The following is a 23,266-nucleotide window of genomic DNA, read 5'->3' on the forward strand; positions in this document are numbered from 1 at the left end:
AACATTACGCCGGCCGCTCTTTTCAGGCTTTCTTTCCTTCCGCCAAATTCAGCATTTCCTGTGCGTGATGCAATGTTTTTTCGGTAATTTCCACACCGCCCAGCATCCGTGCCAATTCTTTAACACGCCCGTCCTCCGTAAGTCCCTCAATTTGAGTCATGGTCCGTCCGTCATGAACATTTTTCTCAATAAGGTACTGATGATCTGCCATACATGCCACCTGTGGCAAATGAGTAATGGAGAACACCTGACAAACGGAAGATAAACGATATAGCTTCTCGGCAATGGATTGAGCTGCACGACCACTCACCCCAGTATCCACCTCGTCAAAAATGAGTACTGGAATTTGATCATGACGCGCAAAAATACTTTTCATCGCCAACATGATACGTGATAGCTCACCGCCTGAAGCGATCTTACCAAGTGGACGTAATGGCTCACCTGGATTAGGGGAAATAAGAAATTCAGCATTATCAATGCCCTGCTTGGTAGGTCTTACCTTCAGACCTTTGTACTCATATCCGCGTGGATCTTCAATTGGATCAATGCGCACCTTGAGTGACGTTCTTTCCATCTGTAGGTCTTTTAACTCCTGCTCCACTTGCTCTGCAAGCTCTTCAGCGCAAATTTCACGTGCTTCTGTAAGCTCTTCCGAAATCTCAAGCAAATCGGACAGCAACTCGTCCCGTTTTGCAATGAGCTGCTCCAGCCGCTCATCTTTATTTTCCAGCAGATCGGTTTCCTGCTCAATACGGCTATAGTATTCCAAAATCTGCTCTATACTATCACCATATTTTCGCTGTAATCCGGTAATTTGATTCAAACGTTGTTCCACTTCATGCAGCTTGCCTGGATTAAATTCAATATCCTCACGATAAGAACGTAATTGGAATGCTGCGTCCTCCAACTGGTAAAAAGCAGACTGAATCTGCTCTGCAATGGGCTGAAGGCTTTTGCTGTCATAGTTTTGGACATCGTTCAATCTGGACAACACGTTATTGATCGTATCCAGTCCACCTCTGCCGCTTAAGAGTTCGTATGCTCCTGATATCCCATCCATCATTTTCTCACTATGGGATAGCTTGACCCGTTCTTCTGCCAATAATTCATCTTCTCCCAATTTCAACTCCGCCGCAGCGATCTCTTCTAGTTGAAATCGGTACATATCCAAAAGCTGATAAGCCTTTTGACTGGAGCTTTGCAGTTCTCTTACTTCTTTTTCCGCTTTGACAAAAGCATTGTAACGCTCCCGATAAAGCGTTTTGACCTGACCGATCACCGAATCACCGAACGTATCCAGCAGCGCCAGATGGCGATCTGCACGTAGCAGGCTTTGATGCTCATGCTGCCCGTGTATATTGACGAGTTGTTCACCTACCTCACGCAGCATCGTTAAATTAACCATCTGGCCGTTAATTCGAGAAGAGCTTTTTCCCTGAACCGTAAGTTCACGACGAATTAGCAAATGCTCCTCCGCATTAGCCTTAATCCCTTGTTCCTCAAGTGTATTCCAAACGGGATGTTTTACTGGCAGTTCAAACAAGGCTTCCATCTCTGCTTTATCACAACCGTAACGTACTAAATCAGCAGAGCCCCTACCGCCTGCAATTAGCCCAAGCGCATCGATAATAATGGATTTACCAGCACCTGTTTCCCCGCTCAACACATGAAACCCTTTATAAAAATGAACATCGACGGCCTCTACGACCGCCAAATTCCGTATAGACAAAGTGACCAGCATCGTTCTTTCACCTCTATGATGTACAAATTAAAACGCCTAATATGCGTAGCCATTATAATTAGGAAATGTAGCCCATAAGACGATTCACGATAGCTTCGCTGTTTTCTTCCGATCGGCAAATAATCAAAATGGTGTCATCTCCGCTAATCGTACCCATAATTTCGGACCATTCAATATTGTCCAATAAAGCAGCAATCGAGTTGGCTGTTCCCGGCAGACACTTCATCACAATCAGATTGGTTGTGTAGTCAATATGCAAAAAGTTATCAACCAACGTACGTTTCAGTTTCTGGGCTGGATTGTAGCGCTGATCTGAAGGCATCGAATATTTATATCTGCCATCGTCCATTGGGACCTTGATGAGCAGTAGCTCCTTGATATCACGCGATACGGTCGCCTGCGTGACCTGAAAACCAGCCTTACGCAATGCTTCAACCAGATCATCCTGCGTCTCAATCTCATGTTGTGAAATAATTTCCCTAATTTTAATATGTCGTTGACCCTTCATATAATCCTCCTATGGATTAACCTTCATATTCCTCTTCTACGAGGTCTTCCACTAATGTAATAAGGCGAATACTTCGCTCGTCCGTATCAACGTACAATACACCCGCGCAACCCGGATAGAGCAATAAATACGGCATGAGCCTGTCCCTTAAATCAGGACCACTCCACTCCATTGGTTTCTTGCGGCGTGACGTTTTGACCATATATGTCGAACCGTTTCGTACAGCCACGTAGTCTATAAACAAACGGCTATACACGGTATGTCCGTTCACTTTAAAAGCAAGCGGTATTTTCATCTTCCCGCCCACTACTTCATATCCTGCTTCTTCGAGTAGGTCTGTGGCAGGTCCTTCGTCCAAGTCCTCGTTAATCGGTATCGTCTTTAGCACAAGCGGCTCTGGCTCCTTCAACCAGGCACGTAGGCTATACAAAGCCCATATTCCTAATATCACCCCGATCACAGCGATGATAACCGTATCATATCTTGTGTCCATGGACCGATCACCTCATGGACATATTCTAGGACAAGATGTAAAATCCCTTTTCCTTTGTACATCTCATTATAGGCGAACGTGAGTTCTATAATCAATCCCTCACACCAAAAAGAGGTTCCCTTAAGTTCACAGAACTCATGGAGAACCCCTGAATGTTACTTACGCGATGGACCATTATTAAAAGTCTGACCTGCTTCCTGAACGGTACGTTCAATCAGTGGTCTGAAATCCATCTTCTCCAGCTGCGATTCTGCAGCAGGAAACCCATCCAAACGCCAATGCGCTAAAAATTCAATATTGCCTTCTCCACCTGTAATAGGCGAATAAGCCAAACCTTGCAGCGTAAGTCCAAGCTCATGTGCAAACATCAGAATGGTCTGCAACACTTCTTTATGCGTAGCAGGATCACGGACCACACCGGATTTTCCGACCTTTTCGCGTCCAGCTTCGAATTGCGGCTTGATTAGAGCTACAATATCAGCAGGTTGATGCAACAAGGCAAGCAACGGGGGCAAAATAATACGTAATGAAATAAAGGAAACGTCAATACTAGCAAAATTCGGCACGGAACCATTCAAATCCGCGGGTGTCATATATCTGAAATTCGTTTTCTCCATTACGCATACTCGTTCATCATTACGAAGCGACCAATCCAGCTGGTTATAACCCACATCAATGGCGTATACGTATTCAGCTCCATGCTGAAGCGCACAATCCGTAAAACCTCCAGTGGACGAGCCAATATCCAGCATTGTCCTGCCCTTCATATCCAGCTCAAATTGACGGATGGCCTTCTCCAGCTTCAATCCTCCACGGCTTACATACGGATGCACCGAACCCTTAACTTTAAGCTCGCTGGCGCGTGGTACCTTCATCCCCGCCTTCTCGATCCGTTCGCTGTCCGCCAGCACTAGCCCAGCCATAATCGCAGCTTTAGCTTTTTCACGGCTTTCAAAAAAGCCTTGTTCTACAAGTAATACATCAATGCGTTCCTTCGGAACAGACATGTTAATCTCCCTTTAGGCAGCCAGGCTGCTCTTGTCATACTTTTTATAAACGTCATGGTCTTCACTTCAAGTTACCCTATACAGATTGTCCCATGCCATATGCTGGCTCAGCAGCCCATTTACGCAACTTTAAGCATACATCTTCAATGGTGAGACCTACTTCAGCACGCTGCTCTTTGATGGAGCCATGCTCCACGAACAGATCGGGAATCCCCATTAGGCGCACCTGTGCCTCTTGTATTTCGGCTTTAGCGTAAAATTCCAGTACAGCGCTACCCAAGCTTCCTGCTTCAGAAGCTTCTTCCAATACGATCAGCTTCGTATGCTGACGAGCCAGCTCACGCAACATATCCTCGTCCAAAGGTTTCAGGAAACGAGCATTCACGACGCCCACTTGCAAACCTTCCCGTTTCATCGCCTCCGCAGCCTCTGTCGCCACCTGGAGCATCGGTCCTGATGCAATTACAGCAAAGCCCTCACCCTTACGCAGGAGCTCCCAACTGCCGATGGGAATAGCCTGTAATTCTTTATCCAACGGCACGCCAACCACATTAACACGTGGGTAACGATAAGCAATTGGACCATCTTCATAGTCGAGCGCTGTTTTCATCATATGACGTAGCTCGTTCTCATCCTTTGGCATCATAAGCACAAGATTGGGGATATGACGTAAGAATGCCACATCAAACACGCCATGATGAGTTTCCCCGTCAGCCCCAACAAAACCTGCACGGTCAATCGCGAACATCACATTCGCATTATGACGACAGATATCATGCACAATTTGGTCATAAGCACGCTGCATAAAAGTGGAATACACCGCAAACACCGGCTTCATCCCTTCCATTGCCAACGCAGCACACATGGTAGCTGCATGCTGTTCAGCAATACCGACGTCAATCATACGGCTAGGAAACTCTTTACTAAACGGTACCAGTCCTGATCCACCAGGCATAGCAGGTGTGACCGCAACGATGCGCTCATCCTGCTCAGCCAACTCAATCAGCGTTCGGCCGAAAATTTCCGTATACATCGGATTACCCACAGCTTTGAGTACCTGGCCCGATTCAATCTTGTAAGGACTGATCCCGTGCCATTTGTGTGAATCTGCCTCCGCAGGTTTATAGCCCTTGCCCTTGGTGGTTACGACATGCACCAATACAGGGCCAGTGACATTATCAGCCTGCTGGAAGGTTTCGATTAGCTTCGGCAAATCATGTCCGTCCACTGGACCGAGATACGTAAGTCCCAACTCTTCAAACAGTACACCAGGCACCATCATATATTTAAGACTGTCCTTGACACGGCCAGCCGATTTGGCAAGTTTACCGCCGATCGCGGGTATTTTTTTCAGCAAAACTTCCAGCTCATCTTTTGCTCGCAAATAATGACGGTCCGAGCGGATTTTGCTCAAATAATTATGCATGGCCCCTACATTAGGTGCTATGGACATTTCGTTGTCATTCAGAATGACCATTAAATTTTTGCGCTCATGTCCGATATGATTCAACGCTTCGAAGGCCATCCCCCCAGTCAGCGCGCCGTCTCCGATCATTGCAATGACTTTATTGTCCTCGCCCTTCAAATCTCGAGCCAAAGCCATTCCCATTGCGGCCGACAGAGAAGTGCTGCTATGACCGGCTTCCCAAACATCATGCTCGCTCTCACTTCTTTTTACAAAACCACAAAGTCCATCACGCTGACGAAGTGTATCAAAACGGTCCATTCGCCCTGTCAATATTTTGTGTACGTAGGCTTGGTGCCCAACGTCATAAATCATCTTGTCCTTCGGACTGTTATAGCAATAATGCAGGGCGATCGTGAGCTCAACCACTCCCAGATTCGATGCCAGATGCCCCCCAGTCACGGACAGCTTCTCAATCAAAAAGCTCCTGATTTCCTCGGCTAGAGAAGTCAACTCCTCAACCGACAGTGATTTCAGATCGCCTGGTTGCTTTATGTGTGGAAGCAGCACGCATATCTCCCCGCTTTCCTTCAAGTTTGTGAGTAAAGTTAACAAGTATTATATCACACTTTTTGACTGTGCTTAAACGCAGACAAGTCAAAACAGCTCTAACGCAACTAATGATCACGCTTCATCAGGTAATCGGCTATCTCCAGCAAACGAGAAGAATCGGGAATACCACTCTCTATTATCACTCTTTTAGCAGATGCGGTGAGTTCCTCTACCTGCTGCAAAGATGCGTCCATACCAATGAAATACGGATAGGTGACCTTCTCTTGTTCAACATCACTTTGCGTTTTCTTACCCATTTTACTCTCATCGCCTATGAGGTCCAGTATATCGTCCTGTATCTGAAAAGCCAGCCCCAAGTCTCGTCCAAAGCGGCGAAGCGCCTCTAATTGACCCTTGTCTGCCCCACCAATCCGTCCACCTGCCAAGAGCGAGAAAATAATCAAATCAGCAGTTTTATGAAGATGGATATATTCCAGTTCCTCGATCCCCGTCATTCCTTGCTCGCCTGACATATCGGCGACCTGTCCGCCTACCATGCCCCGCGCGCCACTCATTTCGGACAAATCCTCAACTATGGACAATAGCGAATCAGACGAAACACCGTGACGCCGTCCTGCTTGCACAATACTGTAAAAGGCATGGGTCAACAAAGCATCACCCGCAAGGACGGCAACCGCCTCGCCGTATACCTTATGATTCGTCAGCTTACCTCGCCGATAGTCATCATCATCCATGGCTGGCAAGTCGTCATGAATGAGGGAGTACGTATGTACCATTTCTACCGCACATGCCACTGGCAGCGCAGCTTCCCTGCTTCCACCGAATGCTTCAGCAGCAGCGATCACAAGCAGAGGCCGCAGCCGTTTTCCGCCTGCGGTGAGTGAATAATTCATGGATTCTCGAAGAACATCGGGAATGTCCCAATCGGCCGGGAATTGCTCGGTCAGTGCGGACGAAACCGCATCCGTCGTCCCGGTCAAATATTCCTTGAACGACGGTCTATTCAAGTCCTTCACCGCCGTTTTCATCCAGTCCCCCACCAAAAGGCTTCTTGCGCAAATCTCCATCCTCTTCCACGATCATTTCAATTTTACGTTCAACCTGCTCCAGCTTCTGACTGCAAAGTTGAGACAACTTCATCCCCCGCTGGAACAAATCAATGGCTTGCTCCAGAGGAACGTCTCCATGCTCCAGTTGTCCGACAATTTCTTCAAGAGCAGCCATAGCTGCTTCAAAATTCAATTCCGTTTCATTCGCCACCGTGCTTCGCGTCCTCCTTCATTCCCCATACTTGGCAGTCCAACTGCCCATCACTCACTTTAATCTTGATGGAATCTCCCGGCTGTACGTCTTTGAGCGACTTAATCAGCCGTTTTTCCTGCTCATCGTATACCAAGCTATAGCCTCGGGCCATGACTTTGAGTGGGCTCAGCGCATCCAGTTGACGAATTCCCGTGTGCAACTGCTGCCGTCCCGTTTTCGTAATAGCACGCATCGCAGACTCCAGCTGACGTTGCGCCATATCCGTCTGCTTGCGTGCTGAACGAATTTGTTCACGCGGATTAAACCGTTCTAGTACCTGACGCATACGTGCGTTCTTTTCTGCGTTCAAACGAGAACGGTTACGCGCTGCGCGGATTAGACGCTGATGCAGCATGTCCATTCGCTCTGCATGCTGTAGCATATAGCGGCGTGGGTGCAGCAGGACTGGTGAACGCTGAAGCCTCGCCAAGCGTACACGGCTGGTTTCCAGCCGCTGCCGGAGGGCGTTGCGCAACCGTTGCTCCCGCTGGAGCAGCTGATCCCGTAGCTCTGCCTGATTAGGCACGGCCAACTCGGCTGCTGCGGTTGGCGTTGCCGCACGTAAGTCAGCCACAAAATCGGCAATGGTAAAATCCGTTTCGTGTCCAACTGCCGAAATAACCGGAATGACCGATGCGTAAATGGCGCGCGCAACCGCTTCCTCATTAAACGCCCACAGTTCTTCCAACGAGCCACCTCCCCGTCCGACAATCATCACCTGAACCTCTTGCATACGATTCATAGTTTCAATTGCCTTGACGATCGAGGGGGCGGCACCTTTTCCTTGTACAAGCACAGGATACAACACAATTCCAGCCTGCGGGTATCGCCGCTGAAGTGTCGTAATAATATCACGCACAGCCGCTCCAGTCGGTGACGTAATCACGCCAATGGTTACTGGATGGGCAGGGAGGTTACGCTTACGAGCAGTATCAAACAGTCCCTCTGCATCCAGCTTTTGCTTGAGCTGCTCGTAAGCTAAATAAAGGCTTCCTATACCATCAGGCTGCATTTGAGTCGCATAAAACTGATATTGTCCATCTCGTTCGTACACGGATACGTTTCCCCGGGCAATAACACGCGTACCTTCTTTCGGTACGAAAGGGAGCCGCTGATTATGGGTTGCAAACATAATCGAACGTATGCGGCTCCCCTCATCCTTGAGCGTAAAGTACATGTGACCACTTGAATGATGCGTAAAATTAGAAATTTCCCCGCGTATCCATACATCAGACAGCACCTGATCCGACTCCAATTTCATCCGGATATAACGATTCAGGTCCTTTATAGAGTAAATACGTTGTTCAGCCACAGGCAGCTGTCCTTATGCCAAACCGTGCGACCGCTTGGCCGCTACGAGCGTATTTTGCATCAGCATCGTAATTGTCATCGGCCCTACTCCGCCGGGAACAGGCGTAATCGGACCAGACACTTGCTTCACGCTCTCAAAATCAACGTCCCCCGCCAGCTTTCCGTTCTCCAGACGGTTCATCCCTACATCTATCACTACCGCTCCGGGCTTCACGAACGAAGCATCAATAAAGTTGGCTTTGCCGATCGCAACGACTAAGATATCTGCTTGTCGACTTAGGTCCGCAATATTCGCTGTACGGGAGTGGCACATCGTAACCGTAGCATTTTCACGCTGCAACAATAAAGACACTGGCTTGCCCACGATATTACTGCGACCAATAACTACCGCATGTTTACCGGCTATCTCCACTCCAGCACGCTTAATTAACTCAATGACTCCAGCAGGAGTACAAGGCAATAGACTATCGTCACCGATGACCAAATTCCCTACGTTCACCGGATGGAATCCATCCACATCCTTCTCCACTGCAATCGCGTCAATGACAGCTTTTTCATGAATATGCTTTGGCAACGGCAGTTGCACCAAAATTCCATGGATGGTACTTTGATGGTTCAGCTTGTTTACCAGTTCCAGTAATGCTTCCTGCGAAGTATCTGCTGCCAACCGATGAACCTCGGAGTAATAGCCGAGATCATGGCATGCCTTTTCCTTGTTTTTAACATACACTTGCGAAGCGGGATCTTCGCCTACCAATACAACAGCCAGTCCGGGTTGAAAGCTGTGCTCTTTCAAACGAATGACCTCTTGCTGAATGCTTGCGCGAATATCCTGAGAGATTTGTTTACCATCAATGATCGGTGCTGACATGTTTTACCACTCTCCAACCTGATTCAGTAGTCTCTACTTAAAAACGTGCTTTCAATTGCTCCAGTTCTTGTATCACTCGCCCCAGTACGCCATTAACAAATTTACCGGATTCCTCGGTACCAAAGTGCTTCGACAACTCAATCGCTTCATTAACAGCTACCTTGGCTGGAACATCCTCACGGAAAATCATCTCATATGCCGCAAGCCTTAAAATTTGACGATCTACACGTGAAAGCCTGCTGATCTGCCAGCCTTTAAGATAATCCACCAGCAGCCCATCAATGGCTTCCTTGTGCTCCCACGTACCCCGCACATGCTCCAAGACATACGCTCTTAACACTGCTGCATTTTTAACGACAACTTCCGCTTCGTTTTCCTCAGCGGCTTCCTGAAGCAACATGTCCACGGCTGCTGCCGCATCCACTTCATTCATTTCCATATGGTACATACTCTGTACCGCTAATTCCCTCGCCAGACGTCTTTTCATGCCCTGCCTCCTACGCTTGCCTATATCTATTTTTCATTCTAACCAATTTCCACAAAAAAACCTGTGAACGCATCCTCCAAAACGTTGGGCGCAAAGAAGCTACAGCTCTATTTTTGGAGAACACGTATCACAGGGTTCATTTAAAAGGACGCCAACGTTGCGACAACCAATCGCCCCATTCCTTCCAAGGGAGGAATGAACCGAGCGCTGAATCGCTACGTCTTCCTAGCGTATATCCGATGAACACCATCAATGCAAAGAACAACATATTCCAAAAGCCTGCCCACAAATAAATAAAACCGAAAAAAATACCAGCCGTGATCCCCATGATCCGGCCCTTGTAACTTCCCCATATTTCTTTCCAGGGCATCAGGGAAAATCACCTCTATTCCACACGACTCTTAAAGCTGGGTGACTGAGAAACATTAGCGATGTACACCGATACATTGGACACAGGAATTCCTGTAATTTCTTCCACATGATCGTGTACCCCCTTTTGTACCTCGGAGGTTAACACCGGAATGGAGCTTTCCCCGTCTACAACCGCCCGAATCGTAATATCAAGTCCCGAATCCAACACACGAACGCGTGCTTTCAAATCCTGCATCCCGCGAAATCGGGAAGCTGCTTTGAGGCACAGATTTTCAATGGTATCCACTGAAATCTGAATGTCACCGTATTCCGTTCGTTGATCAATAGAATGCTGTACGGTTTGGTTCCGTCGAATAGAGATATAAAAAAAACGAAGACTCAATAACAACAGAACCCCTGCAATAATCAGGCTGGTAAACCACACTACTCGCTCATCCTCAATACTTAAAACATACGGAATGGCCCCGCTCAGGAGGAGGATGGCGAGAATGGAAATAATTCCGATACTTAAGCTGTACAAGAACAGCAGAAGTCTGTCCATAACTTTAGCCACGAAACGCACAGCCTCCTTAAATTAGAGTAAACCCTCGACCCATAAGGGTCGGGGGTTTGTACAAAGTATCGCTCTATTTAACCCGTCCGGCGCCCAGCACTTCCGGCTCTTCTACTTTATCGGCATTTTTGAATTGAACATCATGAATTTGCACGTTCACTTCAACAACGTTAAGACCTGTCATGTTCTCAATCGAACGCTTAACATTATGCTGAATAGCAGCAGCCACCTCAGGCAGACGGTTACCGTACTCAATAATGACGGAGACGTCTACAGCAGCTTCACGCTGTCCGACTTCCACTTTTACACCTTTAGATAAATTTTTGCGGCCTAGCAGTTCGGCAAACCCACCAGCAAATCCGCCACTCATTCCCGCCACGCCCGGTACCTCAACGGTAGCCAGTCCGGCAATGACTTCAATAACTTCTGGGGCAATTTGAATCTCCCCAATTTCTGTACGTTCGAATTCGGTTGGCACTGTGCTCATACCTTCAACACCTTTCGGTCAAAATAAGTTTCATTCCAGCTTTAGATTTCAAAGCAGACATGCTCACTTATTATCCATACTATATCATTTGGCGTTCATTATGACAAACGGAGGAAATATACCGATTAAACTTCGTTTTCCTCCAAAAATTTAATATCAAAATCGCCTTTAATAAAGGTCGGATGCTCTAGCAAGCGCTGATGAAAAGAAATCGTTGTGGGTATGCCCTCAATAGCAAACTCAGTCAAAGCCCGCTTCATTTTGGCAATTGCATCCTGCCGTGTAGGTGCCCACACAATCAGCTTGGCGATCATAGAGTCATAATAAGGAGGAATGCTATAACCTGGATATACTGCACTGTCTACCCGTACCCCAGGACCGCCTGGAGGCAGATAAAATCCGATTTTACCCGGTGCAGGCATAAAATTACGATCCGGATCCTCAGCGTTAATACGGCACTCTATCGCCCAACCATTGATGGTGACTTCTTCCTGCGTAAAGGAAAGCGGATGCCCTTCAGCGACAGAAATCATTTCCTTAATCAGGTCTACACCAGTAATCATTTCTGTTACGGGATGTTCTACCTGAATACGTGTATTCATTTCCATGAAATAGAAATTGTTGTCCGGGCCGAGCAAAAATTCGAGAGTACCTGCACCAGAGTATTGAACGGCCAAAGCTGCACGAACAGCTGCCTGACCCATTTCTTCACGGACATCCTGCGAAAGTACAGGACATGGTGCTTCCTCCAACAACTTCTGACGACGACGCTGCACAGAGCAGTCCCGTTCGCCCAAATGGGCAACATTACCATGCTTGTCCGCTATGATCTGTATTTCCACATGTTTCATACCGGTCAAATATTTTTCTAGGTACACACCCGCATTGCCAAATGCTTTTTGCGCCTCCTGCTGAGCGGTAGTGATTTGCTGAATGAGGTTATCCTCATCTTCGGCGATACGAATACCTTTACCTCCGCCTCCTGCTGTGGCCTTGATAATTACCGGATATCCGATATCACGTGCGATGCCGATCGCATCCTGCAAATCCTCAACCAGCCCGTCTGAACCCGGAATAACTGGAACTCCGGCATCCTTCATGGTCTGCTTAGCTACGGCCTTATCTCCCATTTTGTTAATGGCTTCAGGAGAAGGACCAATAAACGTAATATTACACGATTCGCAAATTTCAGCGAAGTCTGCGTTTTCCGCCAAAAATCCGTAACCTGGATGAATGGCATCACATTCAGTCAATGTAGCAACGCTCATCAGATTCGTAAAATTAAGGTAGCTGTCCTTAGATAGCGTCGGTCCGATACAGTAAGCCTCATCTGCGAGACGCACATGTAACGAATCCTTGTCAGCTTCCGAATATACAGCAACTGTCGAAATATTCATTTCGCGGCAAGCGCGAATGATACGAACCGCAATTTCTCCACGATTCGCAATCAATACTTTTTGAAATGTCATGACTTTATCCTCCCTGGGAGCAGTCTTGCCGAACCCTCAAAAGAGGGTGCAAACAAGCTTTTTACTCCGGTTTCACAAGGAACAATGGCTGGCCATACTCGACCAACTGTCCGTTTTCGGCCAAAATTTCCACAATTTCGCCCTTCACTTCAGCTTCCAGCTCGTTCATCAGCTTCATCGCTTCAATGATACATACCGTTGTTTTTTCGCCCACTTTGCTGCCGATACTCACATACGGAGCCGTATCCGGTGATGAAGAACTATAGAAAGTGCCTACCATCGGAGATACGATTTTATGTAGATTGCTTGCATATTCCCTCGGTTCTCCAGCAGTTGTAGATCCAACATCGGACTGTACTTGTGGATTTGGAATAACAGCTTGTGGTGCCACTGCATAAGCAGGTGTTGCCACAGGAGCCTGTACTGTAACGATTTCGCTTTTGCCCGGTTTCCGGATCAACAAGCGAGTTCCTTCATTTTCAATTTCAAGCTCATGCACAGACGTTTCATCCACCAGCTTGATCAATTCCTTAATCTCGCTTAATTTAAACATCTCTATTAATCACTCCTTCAGCATTTTGCCGGTTGCTGATAACATTGTTGAAACAGCTTTATGTATTATATCACAATCATTAAAAATAGAAAGAGCCCGGAATAATGCAGAAATCCGGGCTTTTTCGCGTTTTTTGTCTTATTGTGTAACATATTGGACACTGATCTTATCCTGCGTTACATTCAGTTCCTTCATGACTTTGTCGACAATTGTTACCGCTTGCTTAGCATCCAATTTTTCACTCAGAACCACTACTTTGTATTTATCAGCGTCTTCCTCACGGACGACCGCATTGGCGAACTGTTGCTGAAGCTCTTCTTCAATTCCAGTAATTTTAGCCTGCTTATCTTCAAGTACATGTAATTCCTTTTGAGCCTCCGCAGCTTTCTTTGGTGTGCTGTCGTTCATTGCGGTAGTCAGTTCATCATTTTTCTTCTGATTTTCCACGTCCCGTTCCAGCAAATAGTTGTCAATCACAGCTGCTGCTGTAGGTTGAGCAGCTTGATCAGTTGCCACTTGATCCAGTACCTGCTGGTCGGTTTTGGCTGTAGAGGCTGCTTTGTCGTCACTTTGTGCTGTCGCGTCCGTCTTAGTCGCTGTTGTGTTTTGATTGGATGTCGCCGGTTCAGTAGTAGGGGTAGCTGCCGTACCTTTGTCGCCTTTTGAGTTTTCTGTTGCTGGGTCAGTTGTAGAAGCCGTATCCGACTTTGTGGAATTTGCTGATGCTCCATCAGTTACTTCTCCATTCGTCACTACTTCGTTTACCTTCAGTTCGTTCAATTGTTCCTCTGCCTTCGTCGTTGCTTCCTGTGCAGCATCCTGCTTATCCTTGCTCACTTGCTCGCTATCGGCTACTGGTGGATTTGCAGGGCTTGAGTCCTCCGTAAACAAATAATACGCAGACAGCACGACCATTAAACTCAGCATGGACACCAGCCAAACGGTTTGTCTTTTATTATTCATGTTCCGTCCTCCATATTCATTAATGGTTTAAAATATAAACTTCTTTGTTCCCGAATTCCAAATTATCCCTGCTTGCGCGGTACGACTGAAATTTTGTAGGAAGGTACATTTAGCCCCTTCTGTACAGCATCGACAATTAGCTGCTTCACTGTAGGGTTTTCTGCCCCCATAGCCACAACAAGCACTCCCCTCACCTGCGGTTTTACTTTTTTGGTCACAATCGGGGTGTGCTGACCACCAGATGATTCATAGGTGACAATTTCGCCATCACGTGTATATTGAGTAGTGTGCCGTTGTCCACCATTGGCGTCCGTCTCATTGTTCTCTTCCTGCATGTCCTTTACATTGCGTTGAACGATAACTTCTTCGGTGGAGTCTACCGTAACCATGACATCAACGGTTCCTACGCCAACAATCTGCTCCAGCATCTGTTTCATATTGTCCTCAAAAACCTTCTCAATCCCGGCAAAAGAACTTTTTTCACCTGTTGTTGTCTCTAACGTAGGCTCATTTTTCATCACGCCAGGCGGCTCACGCCCTACGTTTTCTGGATCAACCTTTTTTACATTAACGAATGAATTAAAGAGCATAATCGCTACACCGATAAGGCCAAGAATAAGCAACCAACGAAATGAATTGAACCTTTTCGCCCCATCCGCCCCTCCACCCAGCCATTGCTCCAGCTTTTTCAGCCATTTGCTCATTTCTGCTCACCTCCTGTTACCATTCATGTGTTCCATCCTGCGAAGAAAGCACCTGAACATTTTTGCTATCTATCCCCCATTTTTCACGTAAAAGTCCTGTAATTAAGCCAAATGCTTTCGTATCTGTTGGCTTTCCGTCCTCAACAGTTTTGTCAGGATTACGATCATCCTCTCGCGTTCCTTCATTAAAATCTGAAGTTTTTGCATGTGTTGGCTCTACACGAATATTCACTGTCTTTTCGGCTACAGGCTCCACCATAATCGGCTTGACATCTGCACCAGGCGAGACGTCTGTGTTTTTCTTTTCTTTTTCTGGCTGCTGTTCTGCCAATTGGACCACTACCGACTGGACACCCGTTCCTGCCTCCAGCCCTGATTCCTCCTGTTGAATCTTTGCAAGGGTAACCTGGACCGACTGAATTGCTAACCCAGTATACTGTTCCAACTGTCCTTTCATTTCCTTAGCTACCTCTTTGCCAGCCCATTGCATGGAGCTTTGTTCTTGCTGTAGCTTTAACTGGCTGCCTTTTGCTAGAATCTCCTCCAATGTCGGTTCCCTCTTGCCTGTCTCAGCCTGACGTTGAAGATCCAATGCTCGCCCTAGAATCTCGGAAGGACTGGTGCTCAGTAAGCGCACGACCGGAGACAGCAACGTCAGCAGAATAAGCAGGCTGAGAACGAGTTTGACATATCTCTCCATAGATCGGCTCGGTAAGATCATATCGACAAAAGAAGCCAGCAACACGATTAGCACCAGTTCCTTGAGCCAGCCTCCCAGCCAGGTCACGTCACTCTCCTCCCCCCTTGTTGGTTTACGTGCATTGGTTCACCTCATCATGACTGTCATATTGCCTGCTGCGAGCATGACTGTAATTGCAAGGAAGGACATCAATCCCACTGCTGCCAGCGCCGCGAAAACATAAATCATGCTCTTGCCGATCGCATCCAGACATGCCACGATAGGCGTATCACCCAAAGGCTGCATGATCGCTGCTGTCACTTTATAAATGAGCGCCAGCGTCAGAATCTTGAGGGCGGGAAAGGCGCATAGGAACAAAATAATAATGACTCCTACCAGACCAATGGCATTTTTAACGAGCAGCGAAGCCGAAATAACTGTATCTGTCGCATCTGCCAACGCCTTGCCGACCACCGGAACAAAGCTACCTGTAATATATTTGGCTGTACGGATCGTTAATCCGTCAGTAACGGACGATGTCAAGCCTTGTACCGAAATGACTCCTAGAAAAATGGTCAGCAGCACTCCCAGCACTGCTACTCCAGCGTTCCGCAACAGATCGGCTAGCTGGGTCAGCTTGTATTTGCCCGTCAGCGAGTTGACCAAGTACAGCACAGCCGAGAAGAACAGCAGCGGGAAAACCAGCGTATGAATGACTGTTCCGACTGTGTTGATCATAAATACAATCAGCGGGTGGGTCACCGAAACTGTTACGACGTTCCCCATCGAGGCTAGCATAGTAAACAGCAAAGGCAACATTGCCATCATGAAGTGAATCATGCTATCAATCGCTTCTTTGGCATAACCAATCGCTACACTAAAGCTATTAATCGCCAAAATGATAATGACCATGTATACGATAGCGTAGGCCACTTTGCTGACCTGTTTGCTTTCAAAAGCGCTTTGTAGCGTTTCCAGCACCATACTCATAATGCTGAGCATGACGATGGTGACGAGCAACTTGGCATTTACTCGGATTTCATGGATGAAAAAATCAGCTATAGCGCTCAATACACCCTTTATGCTGAACCCTTCACCGCCTGGAAGCAGCATGTCCATGAAGGAAGGCGTTTTCTGATCAGGGAAAAATCCGCCATATTGCTGCATGAGCCCGTCCCAATAATGTTCTACTTCATCTTTGGGCATTTGCTCCGCCTGCTGTCTGATCCATTCGTTTGTCGGTGTATCTGCAAAGAGGAACGCAGCCGAGGCACACCATAGACATAGCAGCAACATTGCAATTACTTTGAGATTCGGCATGCCCCCCAGCCTTTTCATGGCATCACCCCCTCAGGCGGGCATCAGCTTCAGAATGGTATCAATAATAATGCTGATAATTGGGATTGCGAGCACCATAATGAGTACCTTTCCGGTAAGCTCAATTTTGGAAGCAATCCCGTCTTGTCCTGCATCCCGAACGATTTGCGCTCCAAATTCAGCAATATAAGCGATACCGATTATTTTCAAGACGGTTTTAAAATAGATCATGTCCATGCCTGAAGACCGGGCCAGTCGCTCCAGTACAGCAACCACAGATCCGATCTTGCCAATCAGCAGCAAAAAAATGACGATTCCCGCAGCTGTTGCAATCAAAAAGGCAAACATCGGCTTCTGTTCCTTAATGACTAAAATAAGGACTGTGGCAATGAGGGCGAAGCCCACCACCTGAATAATTTCCATGTGTCCACCTACTGAAAAAGAAAGATAGATTTGATCTCTTGCAGAAGGTTATCCAGCATTCGCACCACCATGAACAGGACCACGACGAAGCCGATGACCGTTACCCAGTGCGCCATGTCTTCTTTGCCCATTTGCTTTAATACGGTATGAATCATAGCGATAATAATGCCAATTCCGGCAATTTGGAAAATTGCGTTCACTTCTAAATTCATTCGAGCACCCCGCTAATAGATCAAAATGACGATCAATGCTCCGATCAGCAGTCCCAGGCTCCTGCTCATACGCTCGTACCTCACCTGATCTGCCTGCGCCTGCGCTTCCTCATGGGATAACTGCTGGATGGTCAACGCAATGTGCTTGATCTGGTCTTCACGGTCGCTGGTTCCAAGACTGTAAGCAAGCTGCCGCATCGCTTCCTTCTCGGCTTGCTTCATAGAGGAACGGCTCCACGAGTCTTCAATGGCTTTATGCAAGCTTTCTCTGGCAGTCAGGCCAAAAGAGGGGTGCATCCAGCGTGAGGCTTGCTGAAACAGAGTGCGTAAGGGCTCTCGCAAGGGCTCTCCTGTCTTGGCGAAAGCATCTGGTAGCGGAGACACCCCGTAGGAAACCTCGGTGGTCAATCTTTGCAGCGCAAGAATCAACTCCCTGATTTGCCGCGGCCTCATTGCAAACTGCCTTGCCCGTTGCCAACCTGCCAGCGTAGCGGCCAGTATAACCAAGGCTGCACCCAGCAGCTTAAGCATAGGAGATGCCCCCATTCTGCCCTTCTCCAGACAGTGTAAGCCTGCGTTGCTTGGCATCTGCCAGTCGGAATGAGACGCCCCGGCTCGTCCGCTCCAGCATGACGTAGAGTTGAAATAGCTCTTGTCCTGTAGTTAATCCAGCAAAAGCAGACCGGGTCGCCATTTCAGCCACATCGCGACCATGTGCGGAAGCAATGACTGCAATGCCTGCATGGAGCGCTTCGCGCACCGCCTCCGCATCTTCCGGTCGTCCGATTTCATCAACAATGAGGACATCCGGTGACATCGAGCGGATCATCATCATCATGCCTTCTGCTTTCGGACATCCGTCCAATACATCGGTGCGAGGCCCGACATCAAAACCCGGGATACCTTTGTGACTACCAGCGATCTCAGAGCGTTCGTCTATAATGCCTACCTTGAGTCCATTCCGTCGCCCCCCATGGCTTTCCATCCCTCCGTAACTGAGTTGCCGAGCCAAGTCCCTAAGCAGTGTCGTTTTGCCATGCTGAGGAGGGGACAAAATGAGGGTATGCCGGATTTTCCCGGACATTCGATCTGCTACATAAGGCAATATCCGATCAGCTATGCCGGGAATTGCACGCGCAATTCTTACATTAAAGCTGCTTATATCCCTCAAATGCTCCACTCGTCCTCGGTTGAGCACGGTTCTCCCTGCCAAGCCAATACGATGACCGCCAGGGATCGTAATAAACCCTTTACGAAGCTCCTCTTCCATCGTATAGAGGGAATGATTGCTGATAAAATCCAGCAGTCGGTGGGCATCCTCACGGTCAGGCTTATAGGCTTCCACAGGGTTCAAAGTCAGCTGACCAGCAGACGTTACAAAATGATGTTCACCGTTTGCATTAATTTCCAACGGCCTTCCTTCCCTGACCCGGATTTCTTCCAGTTGCTCAAATACCGTTTCTGGAAGCCTTCCGAGTATACCGTGCAACGGTTCGGGAAATAACTCCAGCCATTCCATACCGATGCAGCCCCCTCACAGTTGTCCTTTTTCTTTAAGACAAGTCTATGGTTGACTCTCGCTTTTTATGCCGAAAATATATTGAAAACCTAGGCAAACTTTTGCTAACTCCTATCAACGCTCAACAGACCTTTCTCCCGCTTGTTTAAGCACCATTCTCTAATTTGCACAAATAAAAAAGGGCCTCTCAAAGCCTTGTCGGCTAAGGGAAACCCTTGGGTAGAAAAGATAGATTCAGAAAAAAAGAGGCTGCCCCTCAGTTTAACTCTCACTGATGGAACAACCTCTTAACCTACTGCTGTATTCTATGATTTATCAAACTATAAATAGAAGGCATATAATGTATCAACCTTTACCTGTCATAAGCATCGTTCACATTAGCCATATTCAGTGTCTAGATCACGTTGCAGTTATTAACGACGGTCTTTCGGTCCACCCACAAACGCTTGCTCCTCGGTGTCCAGGTTATAAGCTGTATGCAACGCCTGAATAACCTCATGAAGCTTACCCGCTTCAATTACACACGATACTTTGATTTCAGATGTGCTTACCATTTTAATGCTAACGCCTTGCTCTGCCAGTACGGCAAACATTTGCGCAGCAACACCCGGATGGCTAACCATTCCTGCACCTACAATGGAAACCTTCACCAAGTTTTCCTCAGACGTTACTTCACGGTACGGAAGCTCTCCACGAATACCTTCCAGCGTCTCCAGTGCCGCTTCACGATCCGTCAGAGCTACTGTAAAGGAGAAATCCGCTTTACCAGCTTCAACCCCGCTCTGTACAATAATGTCTACATCAATTTTGGCTGCCGCCAGTGTTCCAAATACTTTCGCCAGTACGCCGGGAATATCGGCGACGCCCAAAATACTGATTCTTGCTACATTTTTATCATATGCAATCCCACTGACTACAACGCCTTGTTCCATTACTGCATCCTCCTTTACGACCGTTCCTTCATTATGGTTAAAACTGGACCGCACGATCAGCGGTACCCGGTTATGTTTGGCATATTCTACCGCACGAGGATGCAATACAGCTGCACCCAGATTAGCTAATTCCAGCATTTCATCATAAGAAATTTCTTTTAGCTTACGAGCAACCTTCACGATCCGTGGATCTGTTGAATAAATGCCGTCCACATCCGTGTAAATTTCACAGGCATCCGCTTGAATCGCCGCCGCCAGCGCAACCGCCGTCGTATCAGATCCACCACGTCCCAACGTCGTAATGTCTCCCTCTACAGACATCCCTTGGAAACCAGCTACAACAACGATCTTGTTGCTGCTCAGTGCATCCAGCACACGCTGAGGTTGAATATCCGTAATCCGTGCTCGACCAAAGTCAGATTCAGTACGGAAACCAGCCTGCCATCCCGTAAACGATACCGCTTCATGACCCAACTGCTGAATAGCCATCGACAACAAGGCGATTGAAATTTGCTCACCTGTCGTCATCAACATATCCAACTCACGTGCAGGCAACTGCTCATTCAACAATTTGGCCTGGTCAATCAGTTCGTCTGTCGTGTCTCCCATTGCGGAAACGACCACTACACATTGATGCCCTTCACTCTGTTTCTCCACAACGCGTTTTGCCACGCGTTTCATGCGCTCCGTGTCACCGACGGAACTGCCTCCGAATTTCATGACATACAAAGACAACGATATTCACTCCCTCAGACTCAGTATGTAACCTTGAGATGGCACCCAACGACTTGAACGTGACATCCTGCGGAATAACTTTAGTACAGTATAATACGAAAGTGCTGTGCGGAGCCATTGTTTTTTAATATTAGTGCTTATAAAAATATCCCCTGCCCTTCACAAGGACAGAGGAAATCTAAAAGCAGCAAATTTTATGCGCGAGACATGTATTTGCCGTCACGTGTATCAATTAACAATACGTCATCTTGGTTAATGAACAAAGGAACTTGAACATTCAAACCCGTTTCCAATTTGGCATTTTTGGTAGCACCTGTAGCTGTATTACCTTTAATACCTGGTTCTGTTTCGATTACTTTGAGTTCCACGCTGGTAGGCAGGTTAATACCCAGGATTTCGCCATTATAGCTAACGATATTTACATTCATGTTTTCTTTCAGGAAGTTAAGTTCCCATTTCAGTTGATCGCTGGACAATGTGAATTGATCATATGTTTCATTATCCATGAATGTATGATCGTCTGCACTAGCATACAGATAAGATACACCGCGGTTTTCGATTTGCGCCCGACCGATCGTTTCACCCGCACGGAATGTACGTTCAACGGTGTTACCGTTACGCAAGTTTTTCAACTTGGAGCGTACGAATGCTGCACCTTTACCCGGTTTTACGTGTTGGAAATCCAGCACCGTAAAAATATCTCCGTCTACCTCGACGGTCAAACCTGTTTTAAAATCATTAACGTTAATCACTAAAATACCCCTCCTACAGGACTGTTATCGTTATTAAACGACTGTAAATTCTTTGCTCGAATGTGTTAATAATTTGATGCCGCTATCTGTAATAACGATATCATCCTCGATCCGTACACCGCCCAATCCAGGCACATAGATACCTGGCTCGACCGTTACCACCATACCCGGCTCCAGAATATCATCACTCGCCTTCGACAGGCGTGTAGATTCATGTACTTCAAGACCCAGACCATGACCTGTACTGTGCCCGAAATTGTCTCCATAGCCATGGCTTGCAATAATATCCCGGGTCAGTGCATCCGCTTCACGGCCTGTCATGCCCGGCTTAATATGTTCAAGTGCGTGAAGTTGCGCCTTAAGTACAATATCGTAGATCTCACGCAACTGGGGCGCTAAATCCCCTTGTGTGGCCACTGTACGTGTCAAATCGGAGCAATAGCCATCCAGCAACGCACCAAAATCAAACGTAATCAGCTCGCCTGCTTGTACTAACTTAGCACTGGCTACGCCATGAGGCAATGCCGAACGAACCCCAGAAGCCACAATTGTGTCAAATGAAGAGGATGTAGCTCCCTGCTTGCGCATGAAGAATTCCATTTCCAGATCCAGCTCACGCTCGCTGACACCTGGCTTGATGTAAGGTAAAATGTGTGCAAAAGTAGCATCTGCCAAATCCGCTGCCCGCTGCATCACTTCCAGCTCTTCTGCATCCTTGTACACCCGTAATTTCTCTACAATGCCCGACACCGGAACCAGTGAAATAGGTGACAAATCTTCGCTATAAGCTTTATGCGTCGCAACAGTTACAGCGTCTTGCTCAAAGCCTGTTTCGCTGATCTGATGGGAAGACAGCAATTCTTTCACCGTTTCCATGACCTGTGCAGCGTGCTGCACTACCGTGAAGCCTTCGGCTTGTTCGGTCGCTTGCGTCATATAGCGAAAGTCAGTCAGCAAATAGCTATGGGATTCCGTAATCAGCACATAACCTGCCGAACCTGTGAAGCCTGTCAAATATCGACGATTGACAGGGCTAGTAATCAGCATAGCCCGCAGATTATGCTCGCCCAGCGCCTGCCGCAGCTTTAACACCCGGTCATTCTTCATCTTTCATTCCGCTCCCCTCTGTCAAATAACCAAATGCTATTTTAACACAGGGAATAGGCGCTTGAGAAGTTTTTGTTACGTTCAGCCCTCAGCTTTCTCAGGCTCGCGCTTTCTTTCATCCGTATACTCGACAGCAACGGTATATCCGATAAATAGTCCCCACAGTAAAAACACACAAATTTCCGTATATAAGGAATTCCATGTTAACCGATCAGGAGCATTCATCATTCCTAGCTTAGGACCTGTTAATACAAATAAAACAACCCACCAAATCAGGCCATACACAATGCCGGGTAAAGGACCCTTAAATCTGCGCAGCAACAGAGTGTACACCAGTGAAGCTACGACGGATAATCCAATAAAAAACAGTAGCCCTACCAGATGTCCCGCCATGGTGTTCATAAATGAATGCTTGAAAAAAGGCTCTGCGAGAAAACCAGGCGCTACTACGGTAAAGTGCAACTTATAAAACAGCCAGCGCAGCAATCCCCAGAGCAAACCCGAAAAAAAACCCAACTCAAGCGCAAAAGGAATGAGAGGCGTATGTATTTTGCCTGACTGCTGCCTGCCCCTACCACTGTCGTTATGATTACGTGGATCCTGAGATCCACGAGGCTGCTCCTGTTCATGTCCTATCTTGGGTATAGAGAAGGTTTCGCTCATGTTGTTTAATCCCCTTTCAATATGAAAACTTTTTCCCATCGTAAAGACTATTGCAATCGGAAATGCATGTACTTCCATCGGATTCTGCATTCCATTTTGCTGGTAGTATGCTCCAAGGGGGGAGAGTT

27 protein-coding genes are annotated in these 23,266 nt (G+C 47.3%); all 27 read right to left on the minus strand.

Annotated elements, in window-relative coordinates; all coding sequences use genetic code 11:
* Window positions 1-22 precede the first annotated feature (22 nt).
* The 27 genes from recN to NSQ57_RS15065 all read right to left on the minus strand — a co-directional run bounded on the left by recN (window position 23) and on the right by NSQ57_RS15065 (window position 23,138).
* Entirely contained in the window at window positions 23-1,741 is a 1,719-nt protein-coding gene (recN, locus tag NSQ57_RS14935) for a DNA repair protein RecN (RefSeq protein WP_342424983.1), read from the minus strand.
* Between the two features lie 58 nt (window positions 1,742-1,799).
* Window positions 1,800-2,249: a transcriptional regulator ArgR gene (argR, locus tag NSQ57_RS14940; protein WP_013310809.1), complete on the minus strand. Its 450-nt coding sequence runs from the start codon at window positions 2,247-2,249 to the stop codon at window positions 1,800-1,802.
* A 16-nt stretch (window positions 2,250-2,265) separates the two neighbouring features.
* Window positions 2,266-2,742 (minus strand): hypothetical protein, encoded by a 477-nt coding sequence (locus tag NSQ57_RS14945; RefSeq protein WP_340955807.1) that lies wholly within the window; start codon window positions 2,740-2,742, stop codon window positions 2,266-2,268.
* Between the two features lie 155 nt (window positions 2,743-2,897).
* Window positions 2,898-3,749: a TlyA family RNA methyltransferase gene (locus NSQ57_RS14950; RefSeq protein WP_029517267.1), complete on the minus strand. Its 852-nt coding sequence runs from the start codon at window positions 3,747-3,749 to the stop codon at window positions 2,898-2,900.
* Window positions 3,750-3,825: 76 nt separating this feature from the next.
* Window positions 3,826-5,724, minus strand: coding sequence for a 1-deoxy-D-xylulose-5-phosphate synthase (gene dxs, locus NSQ57_RS14955; RefSeq protein WP_318627127.1), 1,899 nt, complete (start codon window positions 5,722-5,724; stop codon window positions 3,826-3,828).
* Window positions 5,725-5,831: 107 nt separating this feature from the next.
* Window positions 5,832-6,755 carry a polyprenyl synthetase family protein gene (locus tag NSQ57_RS14960; protein ID WP_069012726.1) on the minus strand — a complete coding sequence of 308 codons (924 nt, stop codon included), beginning with the start codon at window positions 6,753-6,755 and terminating at the stop codon, window positions 5,832-5,834.
* On the minus strand, window positions 6,727-6,987 hold the full coding sequence (xseB, locus tag NSQ57_RS14965; RefSeq protein WP_013310814.1) for an exodeoxyribonuclease VII small subunit: 261 nt from the start codon (window positions 6,985-6,987) through the stop codon (window positions 6,727-6,729). The genes NSQ57_RS14960 and xseB overlap by 29 nt, the downstream gene beginning before the upstream one ends.
* A complete protein-coding gene (gene xseA, locus NSQ57_RS14970; protein WP_165147057.1) occupies window positions 6,977-8,341 on the minus strand; it encodes an exodeoxyribonuclease VII large subunit in 1,365 nt (454 codons plus the stop codon). The genes xseB and xseA overlap by 11 nt, the downstream gene beginning before the upstream one ends.
* A 12-nt stretch (window positions 8,342-8,353) precedes the next feature.
* The gene (gene folD, locus NSQ57_RS14975; protein ID WP_029517261.1) at window positions 8,354-9,211 is read right to left on the minus strand and encodes a bifunctional methylenetetrahydrofolate dehydrogenase/methenyltetrahydrofolate cyclohydrolase FolD; all 858 of its coding nucleotides are present in this window, start codon (window positions 9,209-9,211) and stop codon (window positions 8,354-8,356) included.
* A 37-nt stretch (window positions 9,212-9,248) separates the two neighbouring features.
* Entirely contained in the window at window positions 9,249-9,698 is a 450-nt protein-coding gene (gene nusB, locus NSQ57_RS14980; RefSeq protein WP_013310817.1) for a transcription antitermination factor NusB, read from the minus strand.
* A gap of 136 nt (window positions 9,699-9,834) precedes the next feature.
* A complete protein-coding gene (locus tag NSQ57_RS14985) occupies window positions 9,835-10,068 on the minus strand; it encodes a DUF2273 domain-containing protein (protein WP_023989248.1) in 234 nt (77 codons plus the stop codon).
* A gap of 15 nt (window positions 10,069-10,083) precedes the next feature.
* On the minus strand, window positions 10,084-10,623 hold the full coding sequence (gene amaP / locus NSQ57_RS14990; RefSeq protein WP_029517260.1) for an alkaline shock response membrane anchor protein AmaP: 540 nt from the start codon (window positions 10,621-10,623) through the stop codon (window positions 10,084-10,086).
* Between the two features lie 73 nt (window positions 10,624-10,696).
* On the minus strand, window positions 10,697-11,110 hold the full coding sequence (locus tag NSQ57_RS14995; RefSeq protein ID WP_029517259.1) for an Asp23/Gls24 family envelope stress response protein: 414 nt from the start codon (window positions 11,108-11,110) through the stop codon (window positions 10,697-10,699).
* A gap of 125 nt (window positions 11,111-11,235) precedes the next feature.
* Window positions 11,236-12,579: an acetyl-CoA carboxylase biotin carboxylase subunit gene (gene accC / locus NSQ57_RS15000; RefSeq protein ID WP_029517258.1), complete on the minus strand. Its 1,344-nt coding sequence runs from the start codon at window positions 12,577-12,579 to the stop codon at window positions 11,236-11,238.
* A 61-nt stretch (window positions 12,580-12,640) separates the two neighbouring features.
* Window positions 12,641-13,132, minus strand: coding sequence for an acetyl-CoA carboxylase biotin carboxyl carrier protein (gene accB / locus NSQ57_RS15005; protein WP_029517257.1), 492 nt, complete (start codon window positions 13,130-13,132; stop codon window positions 12,641-12,643).
* Window positions 13,133-13,270: 138 nt separating this feature from the next.
* Window positions 13,271-14,095, minus strand: coding sequence for a SpoIIIAH-like family protein (locus NSQ57_RS15010; protein WP_340955811.1), 825 nt, complete (start codon window positions 14,093-14,095; stop codon window positions 13,271-13,273).
* A 62-nt stretch (window positions 14,096-14,157) separates the two neighbouring features.
* Complete coding sequence (gene spoIIIAG / locus NSQ57_RS15015; protein WP_342424984.1) at window positions 14,158-14,799, minus strand: stage III sporulation protein AG; 642 nt, start codon at window positions 14,797-14,799, stop codon at window positions 14,158-14,160.
* A 16-nt stretch (window positions 14,800-14,815) separates the two neighbouring features.
* Window positions 14,816-15,586 (minus strand): stage III sporulation protein AF, encoded by a 771-nt coding sequence (gene spoIIIAF, locus NSQ57_RS15020; protein ID WP_342424985.1) that lies wholly within the window; start codon window positions 15,584-15,586, stop codon window positions 14,816-14,818.
* 39 nt (window positions 15,587-15,625) lie between these two features.
* Window positions 15,626-16,816 (minus strand): stage III sporulation protein AE, encoded by a 1,191-nt coding sequence (gene spoIIIAE, locus NSQ57_RS15025; RefSeq protein ID WP_029517253.1) that lies wholly within the window; start codon window positions 16,814-16,816, stop codon window positions 15,626-15,628.
* 12 nt (window positions 16,817-16,828) lie between these two features.
* Window positions 16,829-17,218, minus strand: coding sequence for a stage III sporulation protein AD (spoIIIAD, locus tag NSQ57_RS15030; protein WP_013310826.1), 390 nt, complete (start codon window positions 17,216-17,218; stop codon window positions 16,829-16,831).
* Window positions 17,219-17,226: 8 nt separating this feature from the next.
* Entirely contained in the window at window positions 17,227-17,430 is a 204-nt protein-coding gene (gene spoIIIAC / locus NSQ57_RS15035) for a stage III sporulation protein AC (protein ID WP_010345636.1), read from the minus strand.
* A 12-nt stretch (window positions 17,431-17,442) separates the two neighbouring features.
* Window positions 17,443-17,961: a stage III sporulation protein SpoIIIAB gene (gene spoIIIAB, locus NSQ57_RS15040; RefSeq protein WP_029517252.1), complete on the minus strand. Its 519-nt coding sequence runs from the start codon at window positions 17,959-17,961 to the stop codon at window positions 17,443-17,445.
* On the minus strand, window positions 17,954-18,949 hold the full coding sequence (gene spoIIIAA, locus NSQ57_RS15045; protein ID WP_340955815.1) for a stage III sporulation protein AA: 996 nt from the start codon (window positions 18,947-18,949) through the stop codon (window positions 17,954-17,956). The genes spoIIIAB and spoIIIAA overlap by 8 nt, the downstream gene beginning before the upstream one ends.
* A 413-nt stretch (window positions 18,950-19,362) precedes the next feature.
* On the minus strand, window positions 19,363-20,616 hold the full coding sequence (locus NSQ57_RS15050; RefSeq protein WP_165147069.1) for an aspartate kinase: 1,254 nt from the start codon (window positions 20,614-20,616) through the stop codon (window positions 19,363-19,365).
* 194 nt (window positions 20,617-20,810) lie between these two features.
* Entirely contained in the window at window positions 20,811-21,368 is a 558-nt protein-coding gene (efp, locus tag NSQ57_RS15055) for an elongation factor P (RefSeq protein WP_029517249.1), read from the minus strand.
* Window positions 21,369-21,401: 33 nt separating this feature from the next.
* Complete coding sequence (locus NSQ57_RS15060) at window positions 21,402-22,475, minus strand: Xaa-Pro peptidase family protein (protein ID WP_340885765.1); 1,074 nt, start codon at window positions 22,473-22,475, stop codon at window positions 21,402-21,404.
* Between the two features lie 81 nt (window positions 22,476-22,556).
* Window positions 22,557-23,138, minus strand: a complete 582-nt coding sequence (locus NSQ57_RS15065) for a YqhR family membrane protein (RefSeq protein WP_340955816.1) — start codon at window positions 23,136-23,138, stop codon at window positions 22,557-22,559.
* Window positions 23,139-23,266 lie beyond the last annotated feature (128 nt).

Source organism: Paenibacillus sp. FSL L8-0502, assembly GCF_038593055.1.
Taxonomy (GTDB): Bacteria; Bacillota; Bacilli; order Paenibacillales; family Paenibacillaceae; genus Paenibacillus; species Paenibacillus polymyxa_D.

Coding starts and splice junctions, on each gene's coding strand:
- NSQ57_RS15060 (WP_340885765.1), bottom strand. CDS start 22,475: ATGAAGAATGACCGGGTGTTAAAGCTGCGGCAGGCGCTGGGCGAGCAT.
- spoIIIAB (WP_029517252.1), bottom strand. CDS start 17,961: ATGCTTAAGCTGCTGGGTGCAGCCTTGGTTATACTGGCCGCTACGCTG.
- accB (WP_029517257.1), bottom strand. CDS start 13,132: ATGTTTAAATTAAGCGAGATTAAGGAATTGATCAAGCTGGTGGATGAA.
- spoIIIAD (WP_013310826.1), bottom strand. CDS start 17,218: ATGGAAATTATTCAGGTGGTGGGCTTCGCCCTCATTGCCACAGTCCTT.
- spoIIIAC (WP_010345636.1), bottom strand. CDS start 17,430: ATGAATTTAGAAGTGAACGCAATTTTCCAAATTGCCGGAATTGGCATT.
- NSQ57_RS14995 (WP_029517259.1), bottom strand. CDS start 11,110: ATGAGCACAGTGCCAACCGAATTCGAACGTACAGAAATTGGGGAGATT.
- recN (WP_342424983.1), bottom strand. CDS start 1,741: ATGCTGGTCACTTTGTCTATACGGAATTTGGCGGTCGTAGAGGCCGTC.
- folD (WP_029517261.1), bottom strand. CDS start 9,211: ATGTCAGCACCGATCATTGATGGTAAACAAATCTCTCAGGATATTCGC.
- NSQ57_RS14960 (WP_069012726.1), bottom strand. CDS start 6,755: ATGAAAACGGCGGTGAAGGACTTGAATAGACCGTCGTTCAAGGAATAT.
- spoIIIAE (WP_029517253.1), bottom strand. CDS start 16,816: ATGAAAAGGCTGGGGGGCATGCCGAATCTCAAAGTAATTGCAATGTTG.
- argR (WP_013310809.1), bottom strand. CDS start 2,249: ATGAAGGGTCAACGACATATTAAAATTAGGGAAATTATTTCACAACAT.
- NSQ57_RS14950 (WP_029517267.1), bottom strand. CDS start 3,749: ATGTCTGTTCCGAAGGAACGCATTGATGTATTACTTGTAGAACAAGGC.
- nusB (WP_013310817.1), bottom strand. CDS start 9,698: ATGAAAAGACGTCTGGCGAGGGAATTAGCGGTACAGAGTATGTACCAT.
- NSQ57_RS14985 (WP_023989248.1), bottom strand. CDS start 10,068: ATGCCCTGGAAAGAAATATGGGGAAGTTACAAGGGCCGGATCATGGGG.
- spoIIIAG (WP_342424984.1), bottom strand. CDS start 14,799: ATGAGCAAATGGCTGAAAAAGCTGGAGCAATGGCTGGGTGGAGGGGCG.
- NSQ57_RS15065 (WP_340955816.1), bottom strand. CDS start 23,138: ATGAGCGAAACCTTCTCTATACCCAAGATAGGACATGAACAGGAGCAG.
- NSQ57_RS14945 (WP_340955807.1), bottom strand. CDS start 2,742: ATGGACACAAGATATGATACGGTTATCATCGCTGTGATCGGGGTGATA.
- spoIIIAA (WP_340955815.1), bottom strand. CDS start 18,949: ATGGAATGGCTGGAGTTATTTCCCGAACCGTTGCACGGTATACTCGGA.
- NSQ57_RS15010 (WP_340955811.1), bottom strand. CDS start 14,095: ATGAATAATAAAAGACAAACCGTTTGGCTGGTGTCCATGCTGAGTTTA.
- accC (WP_029517258.1), bottom strand. CDS start 12,579: ATGACATTTCAAAAAGTATTGATTGCGAATCGTGGAGAAATTGCGGTT.